13 protein-coding genes are annotated in these 16,042 nt (G+C 71.9%); 6 read left to right on the forward strand and 7 right to left on the reverse strand.

The window, feature by feature from the left end:
- Window positions 1–20 precede the first annotated feature (20 nt).
- Complete coding sequence (locus tag ACGF5G_RS23135) at window positions 21–1,346, reverse strand: alkaline phosphatase PhoX (protein ID WP_393265941.1); 1,326 nt, start codon at window positions 1,344–1,346, stop codon at window positions 21–23.
- Between the two features lie 185 nt (window positions 1,347–1,531).
- Window positions 1,532–2,248 carry a TetR/AcrR family transcriptional regulator gene (locus ACGF5G_RS23140; protein ID WP_393265944.1) on the reverse strand — a complete coding sequence of 239 codons (717 nt, stop codon included), beginning with the start codon at window positions 2,246–2,248 and terminating at the stop codon, window positions 1,532–1,534.
- 113 nt (window positions 2,249–2,361) lie between these two features.
- Here ACGF5G_RS23140 and ACGF5G_RS23145 point away from each other — a divergent pair, with 113 nt between their 5' ends.
- A complete protein-coding gene (locus tag ACGF5G_RS23145; RefSeq protein ID WP_393265946.1) occupies window positions 2,362–3,345 on the forward strand; it encodes an NAD(P)-dependent alcohol dehydrogenase in 984 nt (327 codons plus the stop codon).
- Window positions 3,346–3,463: 118 nt separating this feature from the next.
- Here the strand turns inward: ACGF5G_RS23145 and ACGF5G_RS23150 are convergent, their stop codons facing one another.
- From ACGF5G_RS23150 to ACGF5G_RS23170, 5 genes are all read right to left on the reverse strand, one after another.
- A complete protein-coding gene (locus ACGF5G_RS23150; protein WP_393265949.1) occupies window positions 3,464–4,090 on the reverse strand; it encodes a response regulator in 627 nt (208 codons plus the stop codon).
- On the reverse strand, window positions 4,087–5,358 hold the full coding sequence (locus ACGF5G_RS23155; RefSeq protein WP_393265951.1) for a sensor histidine kinase: 1,272 nt from the start codon (window positions 5,356–5,358) through the stop codon (window positions 4,087–4,089). The genes ACGF5G_RS23150 and ACGF5G_RS23155 overlap by 4 nt, the downstream gene beginning before the upstream one ends.
- Window positions 5,359–5,367: 9 nt before the next feature.
- Window positions 5,368–5,811 carry an ABA4-like family protein gene (locus tag ACGF5G_RS23160; protein WP_393265954.1) on the reverse strand — a complete coding sequence of 148 codons (444 nt, stop codon included), beginning with the start codon at window positions 5,809–5,811 and terminating at the stop codon, window positions 5,368–5,370.
- Window positions 5,808–6,740, reverse strand: a complete 933-nt coding sequence (locus tag ACGF5G_RS23165; protein WP_393265956.1) for a hypothetical protein — start codon at window positions 6,738–6,740, stop codon at window positions 5,808–5,810. The genes ACGF5G_RS23160 and ACGF5G_RS23165 overlap by 4 nt, the downstream gene beginning before the upstream one ends.
- 172 nt (window positions 6,741–6,912) lie before the next feature.
- Window positions 6,913–9,312, reverse strand: coding sequence for a beta-galactosidase (locus tag ACGF5G_RS23170; RefSeq protein ID WP_393265959.1), 2,400 nt, complete (start codon window positions 9,310–9,312; stop codon window positions 6,913–6,915).
- A gap of 117 nt (window positions 9,313–9,429) precedes the next feature.
- Here ACGF5G_RS23170 and ACGF5G_RS23175 point away from each other — a divergent pair, with 117 nt between their 5' ends.
- The 5 genes from ACGF5G_RS23175 to ACGF5G_RS23195 are packed head-to-tail and all read left to right on the forward strand — an operon-like array spanning window position 9,430 to window position 16,036.
- Window positions 9,430–10,461, forward strand: a complete 1,032-nt coding sequence (locus tag ACGF5G_RS23175; RefSeq protein WP_393265962.1) for a LacI family DNA-binding transcriptional regulator — start codon at window positions 9,430–9,432, stop codon at window positions 10,459–10,461.
- Window positions 10,458–12,131 (forward strand): ABC transporter substrate-binding protein, encoded by a 1,674-nt coding sequence (locus ACGF5G_RS23180; protein WP_393265965.1) that lies wholly within the window; start codon window positions 10,458–10,460, stop codon window positions 12,129–12,131. Before ACGF5G_RS23175 ends, ACGF5G_RS23180 begins: the two co-directional genes overlap by 4 nt.
- Window positions 12,132–12,191: 60 nt before the next feature.
- Window positions 12,192–13,187 (forward strand): ABC transporter permease, encoded by a 996-nt coding sequence (locus tag ACGF5G_RS23185; protein WP_363703593.1) that lies wholly within the window; start codon window positions 12,192–12,194, stop codon window positions 13,185–13,187.
- Window positions 13,188–13,218: 31 nt separating this feature from the next.
- On the forward strand, window positions 13,219–14,148 hold the full coding sequence (locus tag ACGF5G_RS23190; protein ID WP_393265968.1) for an ABC transporter permease: 930 nt from the start codon (window positions 13,219–13,221) through the stop codon (window positions 14,146–14,148).
- Between the two features lies 1 nt (window position 14,149).
- Complete coding sequence (locus ACGF5G_RS23195; RefSeq protein ID WP_393265970.1) at window positions 14,150–16,036, forward strand: ABC transporter ATP-binding protein; 1,887 nt, start codon at window positions 14,150–14,152, stop codon at window positions 16,034–16,036.
- The last annotated feature ends 6 nt before the right edge of the window (window positions 16,037–16,042 follow it).

Below are 16,042 nucleotides of genomic sequence, written 5' to 3' on the forward strand. Positions count from 1 at the left end.
CTTCCGGCGCGATCAGCGCATCAGAGCGAACCGTTGCGCCAGGGGCCCGTGATGGCGAACGTGATACCGGGGCTCTGCGCGTTGACGAACATCCAGTTGCCGTTCTTCGGATCGAAGGTCGACCCGGCCCACTCGGAACCGGCGTAGTCGCCGGGGGCGACCGACTTGCCGGGGATCCCGCCAGCCGGGATCACGACCTGGTTCAGCGCGAACGGGAAGATCTCGCCGTCGGTGGTCAGGCCGTGCAGGTATTCGCCCTCGCTGCCGTCCTCGCAGAGCACGATGCCACCGCGCGGGCTGACGCAGATGTTGTCGGGGTTGTTCAACACGCTGGCATCCGGCGACGCGAAGAGCACTCGCATCGTCTCGGCCTGCGGGTCGTACTCGAAGACCTGGCCCTGGCCCTTCGGCCCGCCGCTGGTGGACACGATGTAGACCCGGTCGTTGCCGTACCAGGCGCCCTCGAGCCGCTTGAACACGGCGGCACCGAGTGCGGCGCCCTGCACCGCGGGGCGGGTCTCGCCCGGGGCGTAGTCGGGGTTGGGCACCGTGACCCAGGAGGTCCGGTACTCCACGCCGGTGCCGTCGGCGTAGGTCGAGTAGGACGATCCGTCCGGGGTCCGCACGACGAGCATCTGCAGTTCGCCGCCGGCGGACAGTTCGCCCGCCTTGTTGGGCAGGTAGCGGTAGAACCCGGACGGGGTGGCGTCCTCGGTCAGGTACACGATCCCGGTCCTCGGGTCGACCGCGACCGCCTCGTGGCTGAACCGCCCCATCGCCCTGATGGGACGGGGGTCACCCTTGCGGTCGTAGGGGACCTCGAAGACGTACCCGTGGCGAGTGCCGTCCGGGGCGATCTCGGTGGTCTCCTCGCAGGTCAGCCAGGTGCCCCAGGGTGTCGGCCCGCCGGCGCAGTTGCGGATCGTGCCGGACAGGCTGCCCCAGGACTCGAGGAACTTGCCCTGGTCCGGGTCGAACACCAGGTTGGAGGTGCCGCCACCAGCCGCCGGGTTGTACGCCGGTGTGGTGAACGCACCGGTGTAGCTGCCCCGCTCGTGGTTGCGGACCAGCGCGATCTTGCCGTCCGGGCGGCGGAACGCGGCCATCCCGTCGTGCGAACCCGGGGTTGCCACGCCGTCCGACATCAGGTCGCCGGTCCAGCCGTAGCTGATGTACTCGAAGCCCTTGGGCAGGGCCAGCAACTCCAGCCCGGTGGTGTGGTCCCTGGTCGGGTAGAGCGGACCGTAGTCGGGGCTGGACGGGCGCTTGCTCATCGGTGCCGCGCCGGCGGTGCGCGCACCGAGAGCCTCCAGGGGACCGAGCGCGGCGAGTGCGGCTGCGGTCACGAGGCTACGCTTGAGAAGGCCGCGACGGGCCAGACCCGGATCGATGTGCTCTGTCATGGATGTTCTCTCCCTCTCAGGTCAAGTCGCGAGCACGCTATCGACGGCGGGTCACGCCCACGCCCAACAAGTCGAGAACCATGCGTGAATTGCTGGCCCTGCCAGCCGAGCCAGAACCGCTGACCGTCTCACCGGGGTCGGCGCGACGACGTCCAGCCCTGCTGGTGCAGCCGTTCGATGCCGTCCAGCAGCAGGTCCAGCGCGAACTCGAACTCGAACTGGTCGTCGCAGCCCTGCCCCACGACCGACGCGTCGTCGTGGGATGCCGCCCCGGCGATCTCGGCCAGGTGCGGGAATCGGGCCGCGACCTCCGGTGGTAGGGCCGCCGGCGGGTCCGGGTCGGTGATGCCGGACCGGCCGGCGCGCCGGGACGCGTCGAACAGTTCCTGGCTGAAGCCCAGGATCCGGCTGCCCATCGCGTGCATCACGTGGTGGGCGAGGTCGGCGGAGAACCCGCCGGCCCGCAACGTCCCGACCACGGAGTCGAGGTAGGCGAGGATGGCCGGCGTCGCCATGTTCCGCGACTCCATCGCGAGCGGCGCCCAGGGGTGGCGCCGCAGCACCTGCCGCGCCGAGAGGATGCGCCCGCGGAGCACGCGCTTCCAGTCGGTGCCGGGCACCGGCGGATCGATTTCGCCGACGACCACGTCGATCATGCCGTCGAGCAGTTCGTCTTTGTTGGCCACGTGCTTGTAGAGGGCCATCGGCACGACGCCCAGATCTTGGGCGAGGTTGCGCATGCTGAGGGACTCGATCCCGGCCTCGTCGGCGAGCGCGACGGCGGCGCGCAGGACGCGGGTCCTGCTCAGCGGCGTCCGGCGCAGCGTGTCAGCCTGCTCAGCCATCTCGGTCCTCGTCTTCCGGCGACGGTTGAAACCATAACCGCCTTGACGGGTGTACGGCGTACACCTACGCTGCTTCCATAAGGTGTACGCCGTACACCGGGAGGGGAGGGAAGATGAAGGCGATCGTCCAGGACCGATACGGCCCGCCGGAGACGCTCACGCTCGCGGACGTCGACGCGCCGGTGCCGGCCGCCGACGAGGTGCTCGTGCGGGTCGAGGCTGCCGCGCTCAACGCGTACGACTGGCATGTCATGCGTGGCGATCCACGGATGGCGCGGTTGGCCATGGGCCGACCGGGGCCCCGGGCGCGCATCCGTGGCCGCGACTTCGCCGGCCGGGTCGAGGCCGTTGGCGCCCACGTTCGACAGGTGCGCCCGGGTGACGCCGTCTTCGGTGACCTCGGCGACGCCAACGGCGCGTTCGCCGAGTACGTGTGCGTGCCCGAGACCCTGGTCGCGCCGAAGCCGGCGAACCTGACGCCGCAGCAGGCAGCCGCCCTGCCGCTGGCCGGTGTCACCGCGCTCATGGGACTGTGCGACGTCGGGCAGGTCGAGCCCGGCCACCGCGTTCTCATCAACGGCGCCTCCGGCGGCGTCGGCACCCTGGCCGTCCAACTGGCCAAGGCGCTCGGCGCGACCGTGACCGGGGTGTGCAGCACCCGCAATGCCGACCTGGTCCGCTCCCTCGGTGCCGACCACGTCGTCGACTACACCCGCGACGACTTCACCCGCGACGCTCGCCGCCACGAGGTCGTGTTCGACCTGGTCGGCAACCGCTCACTCACCGCGCTCCGGCGGGCGCTGACCCCGACCGGGACGCTGGTGCTCTCCGGCGGCGGCGTGTACCGCGGCGGCAGTCTCGTCGGACCGGTCTGGCTCCTCGCGCGCGGGCGGCTGCTGGCACCCTTCGTTCGACACCGCATCGTCACCCTCACCACGGCACCCAGCCGGCAGCACCTCGACACGCTCCGCGCCCACGCCGAGACCGGCCGCCTCACCCCGGTCATCGACCGGACCTATCCGCTCCACGAGGTGCCCCGAGCCATCCGGTACCTCGAAGGTGAACACGCGCGGGCGAAAGTGGTCATCACCATCTGACTCGATGGCTGGTGAGTCGCTTCAGGTTGTGACCCTCACCAGGGAATGAGGTCGTCCACGCCGTAGTGGGCCCTCGGGCCGCAGGCGTCGCATGCAGGTCAGGCGCGCCGGCCCTGACTCAGGCGTCGCGGGCGAACAGGGCCAGGCGTACCCGGTTGGGGCTGCCGGTCTTGGTCATCAGGCTGGTGATGTGGGTCTTGACCGTGGTGACGCCGATGTGGAGCCGTTCGGCGATCTCCGTGTTGGAGAAACCTTCGGCGACCAGGTTCAGCACGTCCTGCTCCCGGGTGGTCAGCCCGTCGACCGGCCGAGGCGTCTCGGCGCGGGCGTGCACCGCGCGTTGCACGAGGCGCCGCAGCACCTCCTGGCTGAACGGGCTGTCCCCGGCGGCGGCCCGGCGGACGCCGTCCAGCAGGTCGGCCGGGGGTGCGTCCTTGAGCAGGAATCCGCAGGCGCCAGCGGTCAGGGCCGGGTAGAGGTGGTCGTCGTCGCCGAACGTGGTCAGTACCACGACGCGGGTGGCGGGGCGGTCGGCGAGGATGCGGCTGGTCGCGGTGATCCCGTCGACGCCGGGCATGCGCAGGTCCATGACGACGACGTCGGGTATGAGCCGCGCGGCGAGGAGGATCGCGTCGCGGCCGTTGTCGGCCTCGCCGACGACCTCGATGTCGGTCTGGGCGTCGCAGAGCATGCGCAGACCCGCGCGGATGAGGTGCTGGTCGTCGACCAGCAGGACGCGGATCATGCCGGCTCCGCCGCGCGCGGCCCCGCCGGGGCCTCGCGTTCGTGCGGCACCGACGAGGCCGGCGTGGCGGCGGGGGAGTGGAGAGCGGGCGCCGGCGCGGTGGCTGCGGCCGGGAGGATGGTACGCACCCGCCAACCCGCGCCCGCCGGCCCGGCCTCCAGTTGGCCGCCGAGGACCTCGACGCGTTCGCGCATGCCGGTGATGCCGTGGCCACCGATGGAGGGCACCGGCGCCGGCACCCACCCGCCACCGTCGTCCGACACCTCCCAGTGGACGGCCCCGTCGACCACGCCGACCGACAGCCGGGCCAGCGCGGACGTGCCGGCGTGCTTGGCCACGTTGGTCAGCGCCTCCTGGGTCAGGCGCAACACCGCCAGACCCCGAACCGCGTCGAGCGAACCGATCGCCGGGTCGATGTCGGCCTCCACGGTGACGCCCGCCTGGCGGGCCCGGTCGACGGCCGCACCGAGGGCGGCCGGAAGCGCCGACGGCTCGATCGCGGTCAGGGCCGCATCGCCGCGTACGCCCTCGGGGTCGCGCAGGACCGCGACCAGCCGGCGCAGGTCGGCCAGGGCCGCGCTCCCCGTGCCGTGCACGTCGTCGAACACCTCGTGCACCCGCGGGTCCAGATCGGTCAGCACATGCCGCGCGACGCCGACCCGCAGCACCATCGACGCCACGTGGTGCGCGACCACGTCGTGCAGTTCCCGGGCGATGGCGCTGCGTTCGTCGGCGCGCGCGGCGCGGCTCTCCGACTCGCGCCGGCGCTGCTCCGCCGCCGCCCGTTCCTGCGCCTGCCGGGCGAGCTCCCGGGTGGTCCGGATGACCAGGCCGAGCAGCAGCGGCACGCCGACCTCCACCAGCAGCCCGAAGACGCCGGAGAGGACCCGCAGGAACGGGTCGCCGATCGAGTCGGTCAGGTCGACCACGGTCAGCAGCCCGGCGGCCAGCCAGATGGTCCGCGGTCGGCGCGCCCGCATGGTCAGCTCGAGCAACGCCCAGCTGGCGCCCACCTGGTTGATCACAACGTCGTCGATCAGGCCGATCGCCACCGCCAGCAGCGCCGTCTGCACCACCAGGTTCACCACGGGCCGGCGGTGCAGCACCGGCGCGACGGCGAACGCGGCCACGGCCAGGACCCACTGCATGGCGGGCGTGTTTCCGCTGGCCGGGTTGCCGAGGAGCAGGTAGCCGACGCCGCTCAGGTCGAGTAGCAGCATCCGCACGAGCGTGTCGCGCGCGTCGAACAGCCGCCCCACCCACCTCACGGCGTCAGCCTAGGCGCTGCGGCTCGGGGCGGGAACATTGCTCGTCCACCTGGTCCGGATGCCCAGGTAGGCGGCCAGGCCGAGCGGCCCGAGCAGGATCGTCAGCACCAGCACCGGCGCCATGACCAGTGACGGGACGCCGCGTTCCCGGCTGTCGAGCCACGCCCACCGGCCGACGAACAGGTCGAATGCGATCATGTGCGCCCAGGCCGCCGCCGCGCCGTCGTCGGTGCCCAGCAGGTCGCGTATGCCGGTCAGGGTCGGGGACGCGACGGCCGGCAGCACCTCGGCGAGCGCCGGGATCACCAGGATCGCGTAGATCGCCAGGACCGGCGCCACGATCAGCGGCGACCTGACGACCCGGCCGGTCACGGACCAGTGCGGCAGCAGGATCATCAGCGCCCAGAACGGCGCGGCCACCGCGAACGTCAGGGTGAACAGCGTCCCGGTCATGCGGCCAGCACCAGCTCCGGTCGGCGCCGACGGGCCGCCACCACGCCGGCGCTGGCCACGGCGGTGGCCACCACCAGGGCCGCCGCGGCGGTCAGGGTGAGCGCGTCCGGCCGCAGCAGCGGCTGCCCGCGCAGCGCCTGCCAGGTGAGCAGGAGCGTGAGCGCGCCGTACGCGCCGCCGGCGACGACCAGCAGCCGCGCCCGGGTGCGCTCGTCGAGTCGCGTGTCGGCGAACCGGGCCAGCAGCATGGCCAGGATCGGCAGCGCCTGCAAGGCGTGCAGCCCCACGAAGTGCCCGATCCGCAGGTCCCCACCGGTGGTGCTCCACCCGACCAGCGGCAGCCCCGGCCCGCCGTCCGGCACGGCCACGCTGTGCGCCCCGGCGACCCCCTCGATGCTCTGGGCCTGGTCGGGCAGCGCCATCGGTATCGCCACCAGCATGCCGAGCAGCGTAAGGCCGAGTGCCCACCCGATCGCGGTTTTGCCGGCCCGGTTCGAGATCGGCTGCCGGAGCAGCACGATCCCGATGACGACGTGGGCGGCGAACAGCACCATGATCGTCACACCCATCAGCTGCCACAGGGTGGCGTTCAGCGGACTGGTCTCGTTGAAGTGGCTGGTTGTGCCGCGCAGCACCTGCCCGACGATGATCGCCATCTCCACCACGCCCATGGCGACGACGACGGTGGCCGCCCACTCCGCGATCCGGCTGCGGCGCGGCAGCAGGGAGAGCATCCAGGCCAGGGTGGTGCCGTAGAGCACGAAGGACACCGAGAACTTGAACGGCTTGAGCCAGATCGGCACGCCGGTGAGGACCCGCGGATCGGCGACGATGCCGACCGCGGAGACGACGGCGAGGACGGCCATCGCCCAGACGAAGATCATCAGTGGGCGGTTCCATCGTGTGGCCCGACGAAGTGTGGTTGTCATACCTGCAGATGCTGGTGCGAGGCCTGGCTGACTTCGCCCGACCTCAAGCCCGGGTTGCGGCCGACGGTCGGAGCGCGTCTCCTCCCTGGGGAGGAGACGCGCCTCCCGAGCCTCCGGCCCATCCCGGCAGCCCGTTCGGTGACGACGTGGCGGCTGCCGTCGAGCGCCGCCGTCAGCCCACGCCGATGCGGACCGGCTCGCCGTCGGGTCCGCCGGGCAGCCGGACGACCACCCGCCCGTCCGCCGCCGTCACGATGCCCCGGCTCGCGTGGACCGGCCGGTCGGTGGTCAGCACCACCTCGTCGTCGCCCTGCGTCGGGCGCAGCAGCACCTCGTCGCCGTGCTGGGCGACCAGGTCGCAGGTCGTTTCCACCAGCGTCGCGGCGCCGACCCTGATTCCGTACGGCAGGACCAGCCCGGTCCGCGCGGGCACCCGCAGCCGTCGGCCGGCCAGCACCGGCTCACCGTGCCAGCCCAGCGCGACGGTCACCGCCGACGGGGCCACGTTGACCAGGTGCAACAGCCGCTGCCCGGCGCGGTCCACGGTCGAGGTGAGCACCAGCCCGGGGCCGTCCGGGTCGGGGGCGAGTCGGGGACGCACCCCGAGCCGGTCCAGGGCGGTACGCCAGAAGCCCAGGTCGCAGGGGACGTCGGCGGTGACCACCAGGGCCCGGCCGGCGCCGACGCTGACCTCCACCGCGCACGGCTCGCCGGAGCCCACCTCGGTCAGCAGCGGCTCGGCGGTCGCGCCGGCGAGCCGTTGGGCGTAGCCGACCCGGACCTCGGCCGTCCAGCCGACCCCGACGACCGAGGGGAAGTAGTGCGGTCCGCCGTCGGACCGTCCGGTGACGGTGAGCCCGAGCGCGTCGGCCAGCAGGGTGCACGGGGTGCCGTCGTGGTCCCGGTCCGGCAGCACCCCGTGCAGCAGCAGCCGGCCGCCGCGGCGCAGGTGCGCGACCAGCCGCTGCTGGACGTCTCGGCCGAGGGTGGCGGCGCTGGCCAGGGCGATCACCGGCGGAGTGGTCGCCGGGTCGGCCGACTGGAGGTCGACGGCGGGGAACGAGAAGCCGGCGAGCAGCAACGCCCGGGCCAGCACGTCGCGCGGGCCCATGCCGCGGAACCGTTCCAGGTCGGCGACCTGCTCGGCGCGGGACGCCGAGGCCGGGTGGTGGTACTCGGTCAGGTAGTGGTCGGGCACGAAGCCGAGCGCCAGCCCGTCGTGCTCCTCGTCGGAGTCGGCCAGCAGGTCGGCGATCCCGCCGATGGCGTGCAGCGCGCGCCGGGCCGCGTCGAAGGTCGGGTTGAGTCGCCCCTCGGGGTCGACCGGCGCGGCGAACCCGTGCCGCTCTCCGGTGAACGCGATCCGGTCGTTTCCGTCGCCCACCGGCTGGGCCAGCGGCGGGTTGTAGCCGCCGGCGAAGAGGTAGAGGTTGAGCAGCCGGTTGCCCTGGGCCACGCAGAGCCGGGCCTTCAGCTCGACCGCCTCCGGCGGGTAGAGGGTGGACAGGTCCTGCCCGTAGTCGCCGTTGCCGGCCTCGAACTCCAGCGAGGTCAGTGGCTGGTCGGCGTCGTGCACGGCGGCCAGGAAGGCGTTGCCGACGTACAGGTCGGCGACGTTGGTGACGGTCAGGTCGCCCAGGTAGTAGTCGGAGCCGGAGGTGAGCTGCGGCTGGCCCCGGTAGGCCTCGAAGAGCTGGCTGATTCCGATCGGGAAGGTGCGCCCGCGCCCGCCGCCGGTGCCGTGGACGTTGACCAGGAAGGGCACCCCGGTCACTCCGTGCCGCTCGGCGGAGGCGCGCAGCGCCGCGACGTAGCGCCGGTAGCGGTCGCGCATGTAGCGACCCAGGGCGTCGTGCACCGCCAGGGACCACGGCTCGGCCGGCGTCCGCAACGCCGCCGACCAGGCAATCGGGTCGCCCGGGTCGACGCCGGTCCGCTCGGCGGCGCCGTCCTTGCCGTATCGGTCGACCGCCCACCGGCGCAGGTCCTCGCAGACCCCGTCGGTCAGGTCGGGGGAGTTCGTCACCCAGGAGAGCATCCCGATCTCGTTGTCCAACTGGACCGCGACCACCGGCCCGCCCCGGTCGGCGAGCCGCTCGGCGATTACCGGCATCACCTCGGCGTACCAGCCGTCGGCGGCGGCGAGGAACTCCGGCGCCAGGTAGTCGATGGTGCGGGTGTCGATCGGCGCGCCGTCCCAGGTGGTCGGCAGCAGGTGCGGGTGCTCGTCGTACAGCCGGTAGGGGATGCCCTCGTTCTTGACCTCGGCCATGATGAACGGGCCGGGCCGGACGATCGCCCGCAGGCCCCGCGCGTTGGCCAGGTCCAGGAAGCCGCCGAGGTCGCGCTGTTCGTGGGTGCGGCCGGTGAGGTCCACTGTGCCGTCCGGTAGTTCGTGCCAGAGCCACGGCACGTAGGTCGCCACGGTGTCGCCGCCGCACTCGCGGAGCCGGTCGAGCCGGTCTGTCCACTGGGCTCGGGGCAGCCGGAAGTAGTGCACCTCCCCGGCGAGCAGCAGTCGGGGTCGACCGTCGACGACGATCCTGCGGTCGTGGAGAAGAACTCGCGACATGAGTTTCCCTCTTCCTCTCGCCGGACTTCCCAGGCGTCCACTTGTGATCTGGCTCGCACCTGCTTATGGTGCCTGAAACCGGTTTCTGTTAACCGCACGTTACGGATCGAGGGGGCCATGGGCAACAGTCGGGTCACGGTTCGGGAGATCGCCCGGTTGGCCGGCGTCTCCGTCGCCACGGTGTCCCGGGTCTGGAACGGCACCGGCCAGGTGTCGGAGGAGATGCGCCGGCGCGTCCTCGAAGCCATCGAGGAGCACGGATACCGACCGGACCACCTCGGGCGAGCGTTGGCCGCCGGCCGGCACGGCGCGCTCGGCCTGGTCTTCCCCGGTCTGTCCGGCCCCTACTTCACCGAGCTGATCCAGGGCTTCGAGTCGGAGGCGGTGCCGGCCCGGGCCAGCGTGCACATCCTCTGCACGCACATGCGTGAGGACTCCGACGCGCAGGTGCTGGAGATGGCCCGCCGGGTCGACGGAATCGCGGTCATCGGTGGCACCATCTCCGAACCGGTCCTGCTCCGGCTCGCCGAGATGGTCCAGGTCGTCGTGCTGGCCGGCCGGGGGACGGGGACGGTTCCCTCGGTCAGCGTCGACAACGCGCCCGCCATGACCCGGCTGACCCGGCACCTGCTCCTCGACCACGGCCTGCGCGACCTGGCCTTCGTCGGCAACCCGGACGGGTCGCCCGACATCAGCGAGCGGTGGGCCGGTTTCCTCGCCGCCCACCGGGAGCTGGCGCTCACCCCGCCCGCCGAGCCGGTCCGGGTCGCCATGCAGCAGCCCGACGGCGTCCTCGCCGCCGAGCAGCTGCTGCGTGACGGGGCCGCGCCGCAGGCGGTCGTCTGCGCCAACGACGAGATCGCTCTCGGCGTCCTCGTCGGCGCCCTCGGCCGGGGCCTGCGGGTGCCCGAGGACCTCGTGATCACCGGGTTCGACGACGCGCCCATGGCCGCGCTCGTCTCGCCCCCGCTCACCACCGTCCGGCAGCCGGTGCGGGACCTGGCCGCGGAGGCCGCCCGGCTGATCCTGAACGCCGTCGAGGCCCCGGGCGCGGCGGCTCCCGACAGCATCGTCCTCCCCACCGAGCTCGTCGTGCGCCGCAGCTGCGGCTGCCCGACGGGCGCCCCCCTTGGAGGTATCGGTCAATGAAGAGATCGAAGCTCGCCCGGATCGCCGCGATCGCGGCCGCCGTCACCCTCGCGGCCAGCGGCTGCACCGGCACCGAACAGAAGTCCGGCCCCGGCACCGACGGGCGGGTCGCGTTCCTCGACTACGGTGACTTCGGCGGCGGCAGCAACCCGCAGGCCAACTACAACCCGTACCTGGAGGCCAGCCGGCTCGGCGCCACCGAGTACGTCTTCGAGCAGCTGATCACCTACGACAACTACGGGTGCCAGGCCAAGCCCTGGCTCGCCACCGAATGGAAGTGGACCGACCCGCAGACGCTCGTCTGGAAGCTGCGCGACGGGGTGAAGTGGAACGACGGCAAACCGTTCTCCGCCGACGACGTCACCTTCACCTACGACATGCTCAAGGCGCACAAGGCGCTGGACGTCAAGGGCATCTGGCGGTACCTCAGCGCGGTCGAGGCGACCGACCCGGACACCGTCACCATGCGGTTCACCCAGCCCGGCGCGGCGGCGTTCACGCTGTTCAGCGAGATCAAGGTCGTGCCGAAGCACGTCTGGTCCACCGTCGGCGAACCGGTGACCTTCACCAACGCCGAGCGGCCGGTCGGCACCGGACCGTTCACCGTCAAGGCGTTCAACCCGCAGCAGTTGACGCTCGGCCGCAACGCCGACTACTGGCAGGCCGACAAGGTCAAGGTCGACGAGCTGCGGTTCCACAAGGCCGACGGGGGCGGGCAGATCGACCAACTCAAGCTCAGCCGAGGCGAGTACGACACCAACGCCATGTTCGTGCCGGACGTCAGGAAGGCGTACGTCGACCGGGACCCGGAGCACAACAAGTACTGGTACCCCTCCGGCAGCTCGATCAGCGTGTACATGAACCTCACCAGGGCGCCGTTCAACGACACCGCCTTCCGCAAGGCCCTGGTGCCCGCGTTCAACCGGCAGGAGATCGTCGACAAGGCGCAGCTCGGCTACGTCAAGCCGGCGAGCCAGACCGGTCTCGTGATGCCCGGCCAGGCCGACTGGCTGCCCAAGGACATCCCTAACCAGGGCGTGGTCGGCTACGACGCGGCCAAGGCCGACGCCGACCTGACCGCCGCCGGCTATCCCCGCAACGGCGACGGCAAGCGCGTCGGCAAGGACGGCAAGCCGATCTCCTTCAGCTTCCGGGTGCCCGGCTCCTGGACCGACTGGGTGCAGGCGCAGCGGATCATCGTGGCGAACCTGACCGCGCTCGGCTTCGCCGTCCGGGCCGAGACCCCCACCCCCGAGGCGTACGAGAACGACCGCGCGATCGGCAACTACGACATGCTGCTCGGCGTGCACGGCGGCAGCTGCAACATGTTCCGCAACTTCCAGGAGCCGCTGGCCAGCGACCAGTCCGCGCCGGTGGGCAAGAAGGCGGTCAGCAACTTCGTCCGCTGGAACGACCCGCGCACCGACGAACTCATCGACAGGCTGCGCACCGCCACCGACGAGGCGGCGCAGAAGGCCGCGGTCGCCGACCTGACCAAGGTGATGACCGAGCAGGTGCCGATGATCCCGCTCTGGTACGGCGCCAAGTGGTTCCAGTACCGCACCGCGAAGGCGACCGGCTGGCCCAACGAACAGAACCCGTACGCCGCGCCCAGTGACAACCTGCTGATCATCACCAACCTGCAGCCCGCCGGGACCGACGCCAAGTAGCCGATGGCCGGCCGGCGCCCCGCGCGCCGGCCGGCCCGTCCCCGAGAAGGGATGGCTCCCGTGGCCTACTTCGCCAGACGCTTCGCTTTCTTCCTCGGCACCCTGTGGGCCGCCGTCACCCTCAACTTCCTGATCCCCCGACTGCAGCCCGGGGACCCGGCCGAGGCCATCGTGTCCCGGCTGGCCGGGCAGAGCGAGAGCGTCGACCCGGCCCAACTGCAGGCCATCCGGATCATGTTGGGCACCCCCGACGGCAATCTCTTCGAGCAGTACCTGCAGTACCTCGGCGCGGTGGTGCAGGGCGACTTCGGGGTGTCGTACACCTACTTCCCCTACAGCGTGACCCACATGATCGGGCAGGCGCTGCCGTGGACCGTGATCCTCGTCGGGGTCACCCAGATCATCTCGTTCGTCGTCGGCACACTGCTGGGCACCTGGGCCGCGTACCGCCGCAACAGCCGCGTCGACTCGGTCATCACCCTCGGTTCGACGTTCCTCGGGACGCTGCCGTTCTTCTGGCTCGCCCTGCTGCTCATCTACGTGTTCGCGATCACCCTGCGCTGGTTCCCCGAGCGCGGCGGGTACGGCGGCGGCAGCTCACCCGGTTGGAGCTGGATCTTCATCTCCGACGCCTTCCAGCACAGCGTGCTGCCCGCCGTGGCGCTGCTCATCACCGGCCCGATCGGCTGGATCATCGGCATGCGCAACAACATGGTGCAGAGCCTGGGCGAGGACCACACCCGCCTCGCCGTCGCCCGTGGCCTGCCCCGGCGACGCATCGCCATCACCTACGGTGCGCGCATCGCGATCCTGCCCAACGTCACCGGCTTCGCCATCGCGCTGGGCAGCGTACTCGGCGGCACCGTGCTGGTCGAGACGGTCTTCAACTATCCCGGCATGGGCCGGCTGCTCCTCGAGTCGGTGTCCAGCCGGGACTACCCGCTGATGCAGGCGATCTTCCTGTTCACCACGATCGGTGTGCTGGTGGCGAACTTCCTGGCCGACCTGCTGTACGGCTTCCTCGACCCACGGGTGCGAAAGGTGGAGTCGGCATGAGAATCGCCCGCGACGAGCGGGGTGAGGTCGCGTGAGCACGCCGGCCCCCGCCGTACCCGCCCGGGGCACGGACACCGAAGGCGTCCAGGCCGCCGCCACCGAACTCGCCCGCCACAGCCGGCTGCCCGGCTGGTTCGTCATCCTCTGGCGCAACCGCAAGTGCCGCATCGGGCTGCTGATGCTGACCGCGTTCATCGCGGTCGCGGTCTTCGCGCCGCTCGTCGCGCCGTACGACCCGCGCGACGACGCCTTCCCCACCTCGCTCGGCCCGACCGGCAGCCACTGGCTCGGCACCACCGCCCAGGGCGAGGACGTCCTGTCCCAACTGGTCGTCGGCGCCCGCACCTCGCTCGTCGTCGGCCTCGCGGCCGGTGCCCTGTCCACCCTGATCGGGCTGGTCATCGGGTTGACCGCCGGCTACCTGCGGGGCTGGGTCGACGAGGTGCTGTCCTTCCTGATCAACCTCGGGCTGGTCGTGCCCGCGCTGCCGCTGATGGTGACGCTCGCCGCGTACGCCCCGGTCCGCGGGCTGTGGCTGATCATCTTCGTGATCAGCGTGACCGGCTGGGCGTACGGCGCCCGGATCAAGCGGTCCCAGATCATCACGCTGCGCACCCGCGACTACATCACCGCGGCCCGGTTCGCCGGCGACGGCACCGCGCGCATCATCGCCCGGGAGATCGTGCCGAACATGACCTCGCTGATCGTGGTCGGCTTCATGGGCGCGGCGCTCGGCGCGATCGGCGGCGAGGCGGGCCTGGCCTTCCTCGGGCTCGGCGACCCGCAGACGGTCAGCTGGGGCACCATGCTCAACCAGGCGAGCCTCGGCGGCGCCCTGCTCACCGGCCAGTGGGCCTGGCTGGTCGCCCCCGGCCTGGCCCTGTCCCTGCTGATCACCTCCTTCACGCTGATCAACTTCGGCATCGACGCGCTGAGCAACCCCCACCTGCGGGAGGACTGACATGACCCTGCTCGAGGTGGACCACCTCACCGTCACGTACACCCCCCGCGACCTGCCGGCGAACCGGGCCGTGCACGACGTCTCGTTCACCGTCGCCGAGGGCGAGTTCGTCGGCCTGCTCGGCGAGTCCGGCTGCGGCAAGTCGACGCTCGGCAACGCCGTGCTGCGGCTGCTCTCCCCGCCGGCCCGCATCACCGGTGGCCGGGTCACCTTCGACGGCGTCGACCTGACCACCGCCGGAGAGGAGCAGTTGCGGGAGCTGCGCTGGGTGGACCTGTCCACCGTCTTCCAGAGCAGCATGAACTCGCTCAACCCGGTGATCCGGGTCCAGGCGCAGTTCGCCGACACCTTCGCCGCGCACAAGGTGCCCGGCGACGTCACCGAACGGGCCATCGAGCTGCTCGAGCTGGTGGCCCTGGACCGGCGGGTGCTCCGGGCGTACCCGCACGAGCTCTCCGGCGGCATGAAACAGCGCGTGGCGCTGGCCCTCGCGCTCGCGTTGCGTCCCAAGCTGGTGCTGCTCGACGAGCCCACCACCGGGCTGGACGTGGTGGTGCAGCGCGAGATCCTCACCCGGCTGGCCGAGCTGCGCCGCGAGCTCGGCTTCGCGGTGCTGTTCATCAGCCACGACCTGGGCACCGTCCTCGACATGGCCGACCGGGTGATGGTGATGTACGGCGGCGAGATCGTGGAGGACCGGCGGGCCGCCGACATGCTCCACGAGCCACGGCACCCCTACACGCGCGGCCTGCTCGGCTCGTACGCCGACCCCCGGCTGCCGGACGTGCGGGTCACCTACATTCCCGGCCGGCCACCGGACCTGTCCCGGCCGCACACCGGCTGCCTCTTCGCCCCGCGCTGCCCGCACGCCGAGGACGCCTGCCGGGCGACGCACCCGCAGCTGCTCCCCGACCACGGCGGGCTGGTCCGCTGCCTGGTCGCCCAGGAGGACCGGCTGCCGGTCGTCACCCTCGGCTCCGCCGCCACCCTCGACAGCCACTTCCCGGCCGCCGGCACCCTGACCCGGCAGGCCGACACTCCCGCGGGCGAGGGCGACGCGGTGCTGTCCGTGGAGAACGTGAGCAAGCGCTACCCGAGCCGGCGCGGGTTGCGCACCAGCACCGTCGAGGCCGTCCGCGAGGTGTCCTTCGCGCTGCGCCCCGGCGCGGTGACCGCCCTGGTCGGGCAGAGCGGCAGCGGCAAGTCGACGATCGCCCGGATCATCACCGGGGTGGAACGCCCCAGCGCCGGCGAGGTGCGGTTCACCGGCGGCTCCGGAAACGGGATCCGGGTGGACCGGCTGCGCGGCCGGGCCCTGCGTGACTACCGGCGGCACGTGCAGATGGTCTTCCAGGACCCGTTCAGCGCGCTGAACCCGACCCGCACGGTGGCGTACGCCCTGTCCCGGCCGCTGGTCAACTTCGCCGGGCTGCGCGGCGACGCCGTCCGGGAGCGCGCGGCCCAGCTGCTGGAGCGGGTGGGGCTCGCCCCGGCCGGGCAGTTCCTCGACAAGCTGCCGCACCAGCTCTCCGGCGGGCAGCGGCAGCGGGTGGTGACCGCCCGGGCCCTCGCCCCCGACCCGCAGGTGCTGATCGCCGACGAGCCGATCTCCATGCTGGACGTGTCGATCCGCGCCGAGATCCTGGAGCTGCTCGGCGAGCTGGTCCGAGAGCGGCGGCTGGCGATGCTCTACATCACCCACGACCTGCTCAGCGCCCGGCTGCTCGCCGACGAGGTGCTGGTGCTCCACCAGGGGATCCTGGTGGAGCGCGGCCCGACCCGCGAGGTGATCGGCGCCCCCCGGGACGACTACACCAGGTTGCTGCTCGACTCGATCCCCAACCCGTTCGCGGAAGCCACCGGCAGGGAGAGCACGCCGTCGGCCTGACATCAG

The organism is Micromonospora sp. NPDC047730 (assembly GCF_043204765.1).
In the GTDB taxonomy this organism is placed as follows: Bacteria; Actinomycetota; Actinomycetes; order Mycobacteriales; family Micromonosporaceae; genus Micromonospora.

What these genes read in the sequence shown, in the direction of transcription:
- ACGF5G_RS23170 (WP_393265959.1), bottom strand. Translation starts at nt 9,312, where the DNA reads ATGTCGCGAGTTCTTCTCCACGACCGCAGGATCGTCGTCGACGGTCGA.
- ACGF5G_RS23175 (WP_393265962.1), top strand. Translation starts at nt 9,430, where the DNA reads ATGGGCAACAGTCGGGTCACGGTTCGGGAGATCGCCCGGTTGGCCGGC.
- ACGF5G_RS23140 (WP_393265944.1), bottom strand. Translation starts at nt 2,248, where the DNA reads ATGGCTGAGCAGGCTGACACGCTGCGCCGGACGCCGCTGAGCAGGACC.
- ACGF5G_RS23165 (WP_393265956.1), bottom strand. Translation starts at nt 6,740, where the DNA reads ATGACAACCACACTTCGTCGGGCCACACGATGGAACCGCCCACTGATG.
- ACGF5G_RS23145 (WP_393265946.1), top strand. Translation starts at nt 2,362, where the DNA reads ATGAAGGCGATCGTCCAGGACCGATACGGCCCGCCGGAGACGCTCACG.
- ACGF5G_RS23160 (WP_393265954.1), bottom strand. Translation starts at nt 5,811, where the DNA reads ATGACCGGGACGCTGTTCACCCTGACGTTCGCGGTGGCCGCGCCGTTC.
- ACGF5G_RS23180 (WP_393265965.1), top strand. Translation starts at nt 10,458, where the DNA reads ATGAAGAGATCGAAGCTCGCCCGGATCGCCGCGATCGCGGCCGCCGTC.
- ACGF5G_RS23150 (WP_393265949.1), bottom strand. Translation starts at nt 4,090, where the DNA reads ATGATCCGCGTCCTGCTGGTCGACGACCAGCACCTCATCCGCGCGGGT.
- ACGF5G_RS23195 (WP_393265970.1), top strand. Translation starts at nt 14,150, where the DNA reads ATGACCCTGCTCGAGGTGGACCACCTCACCGTCACGTACACCCCCCGC.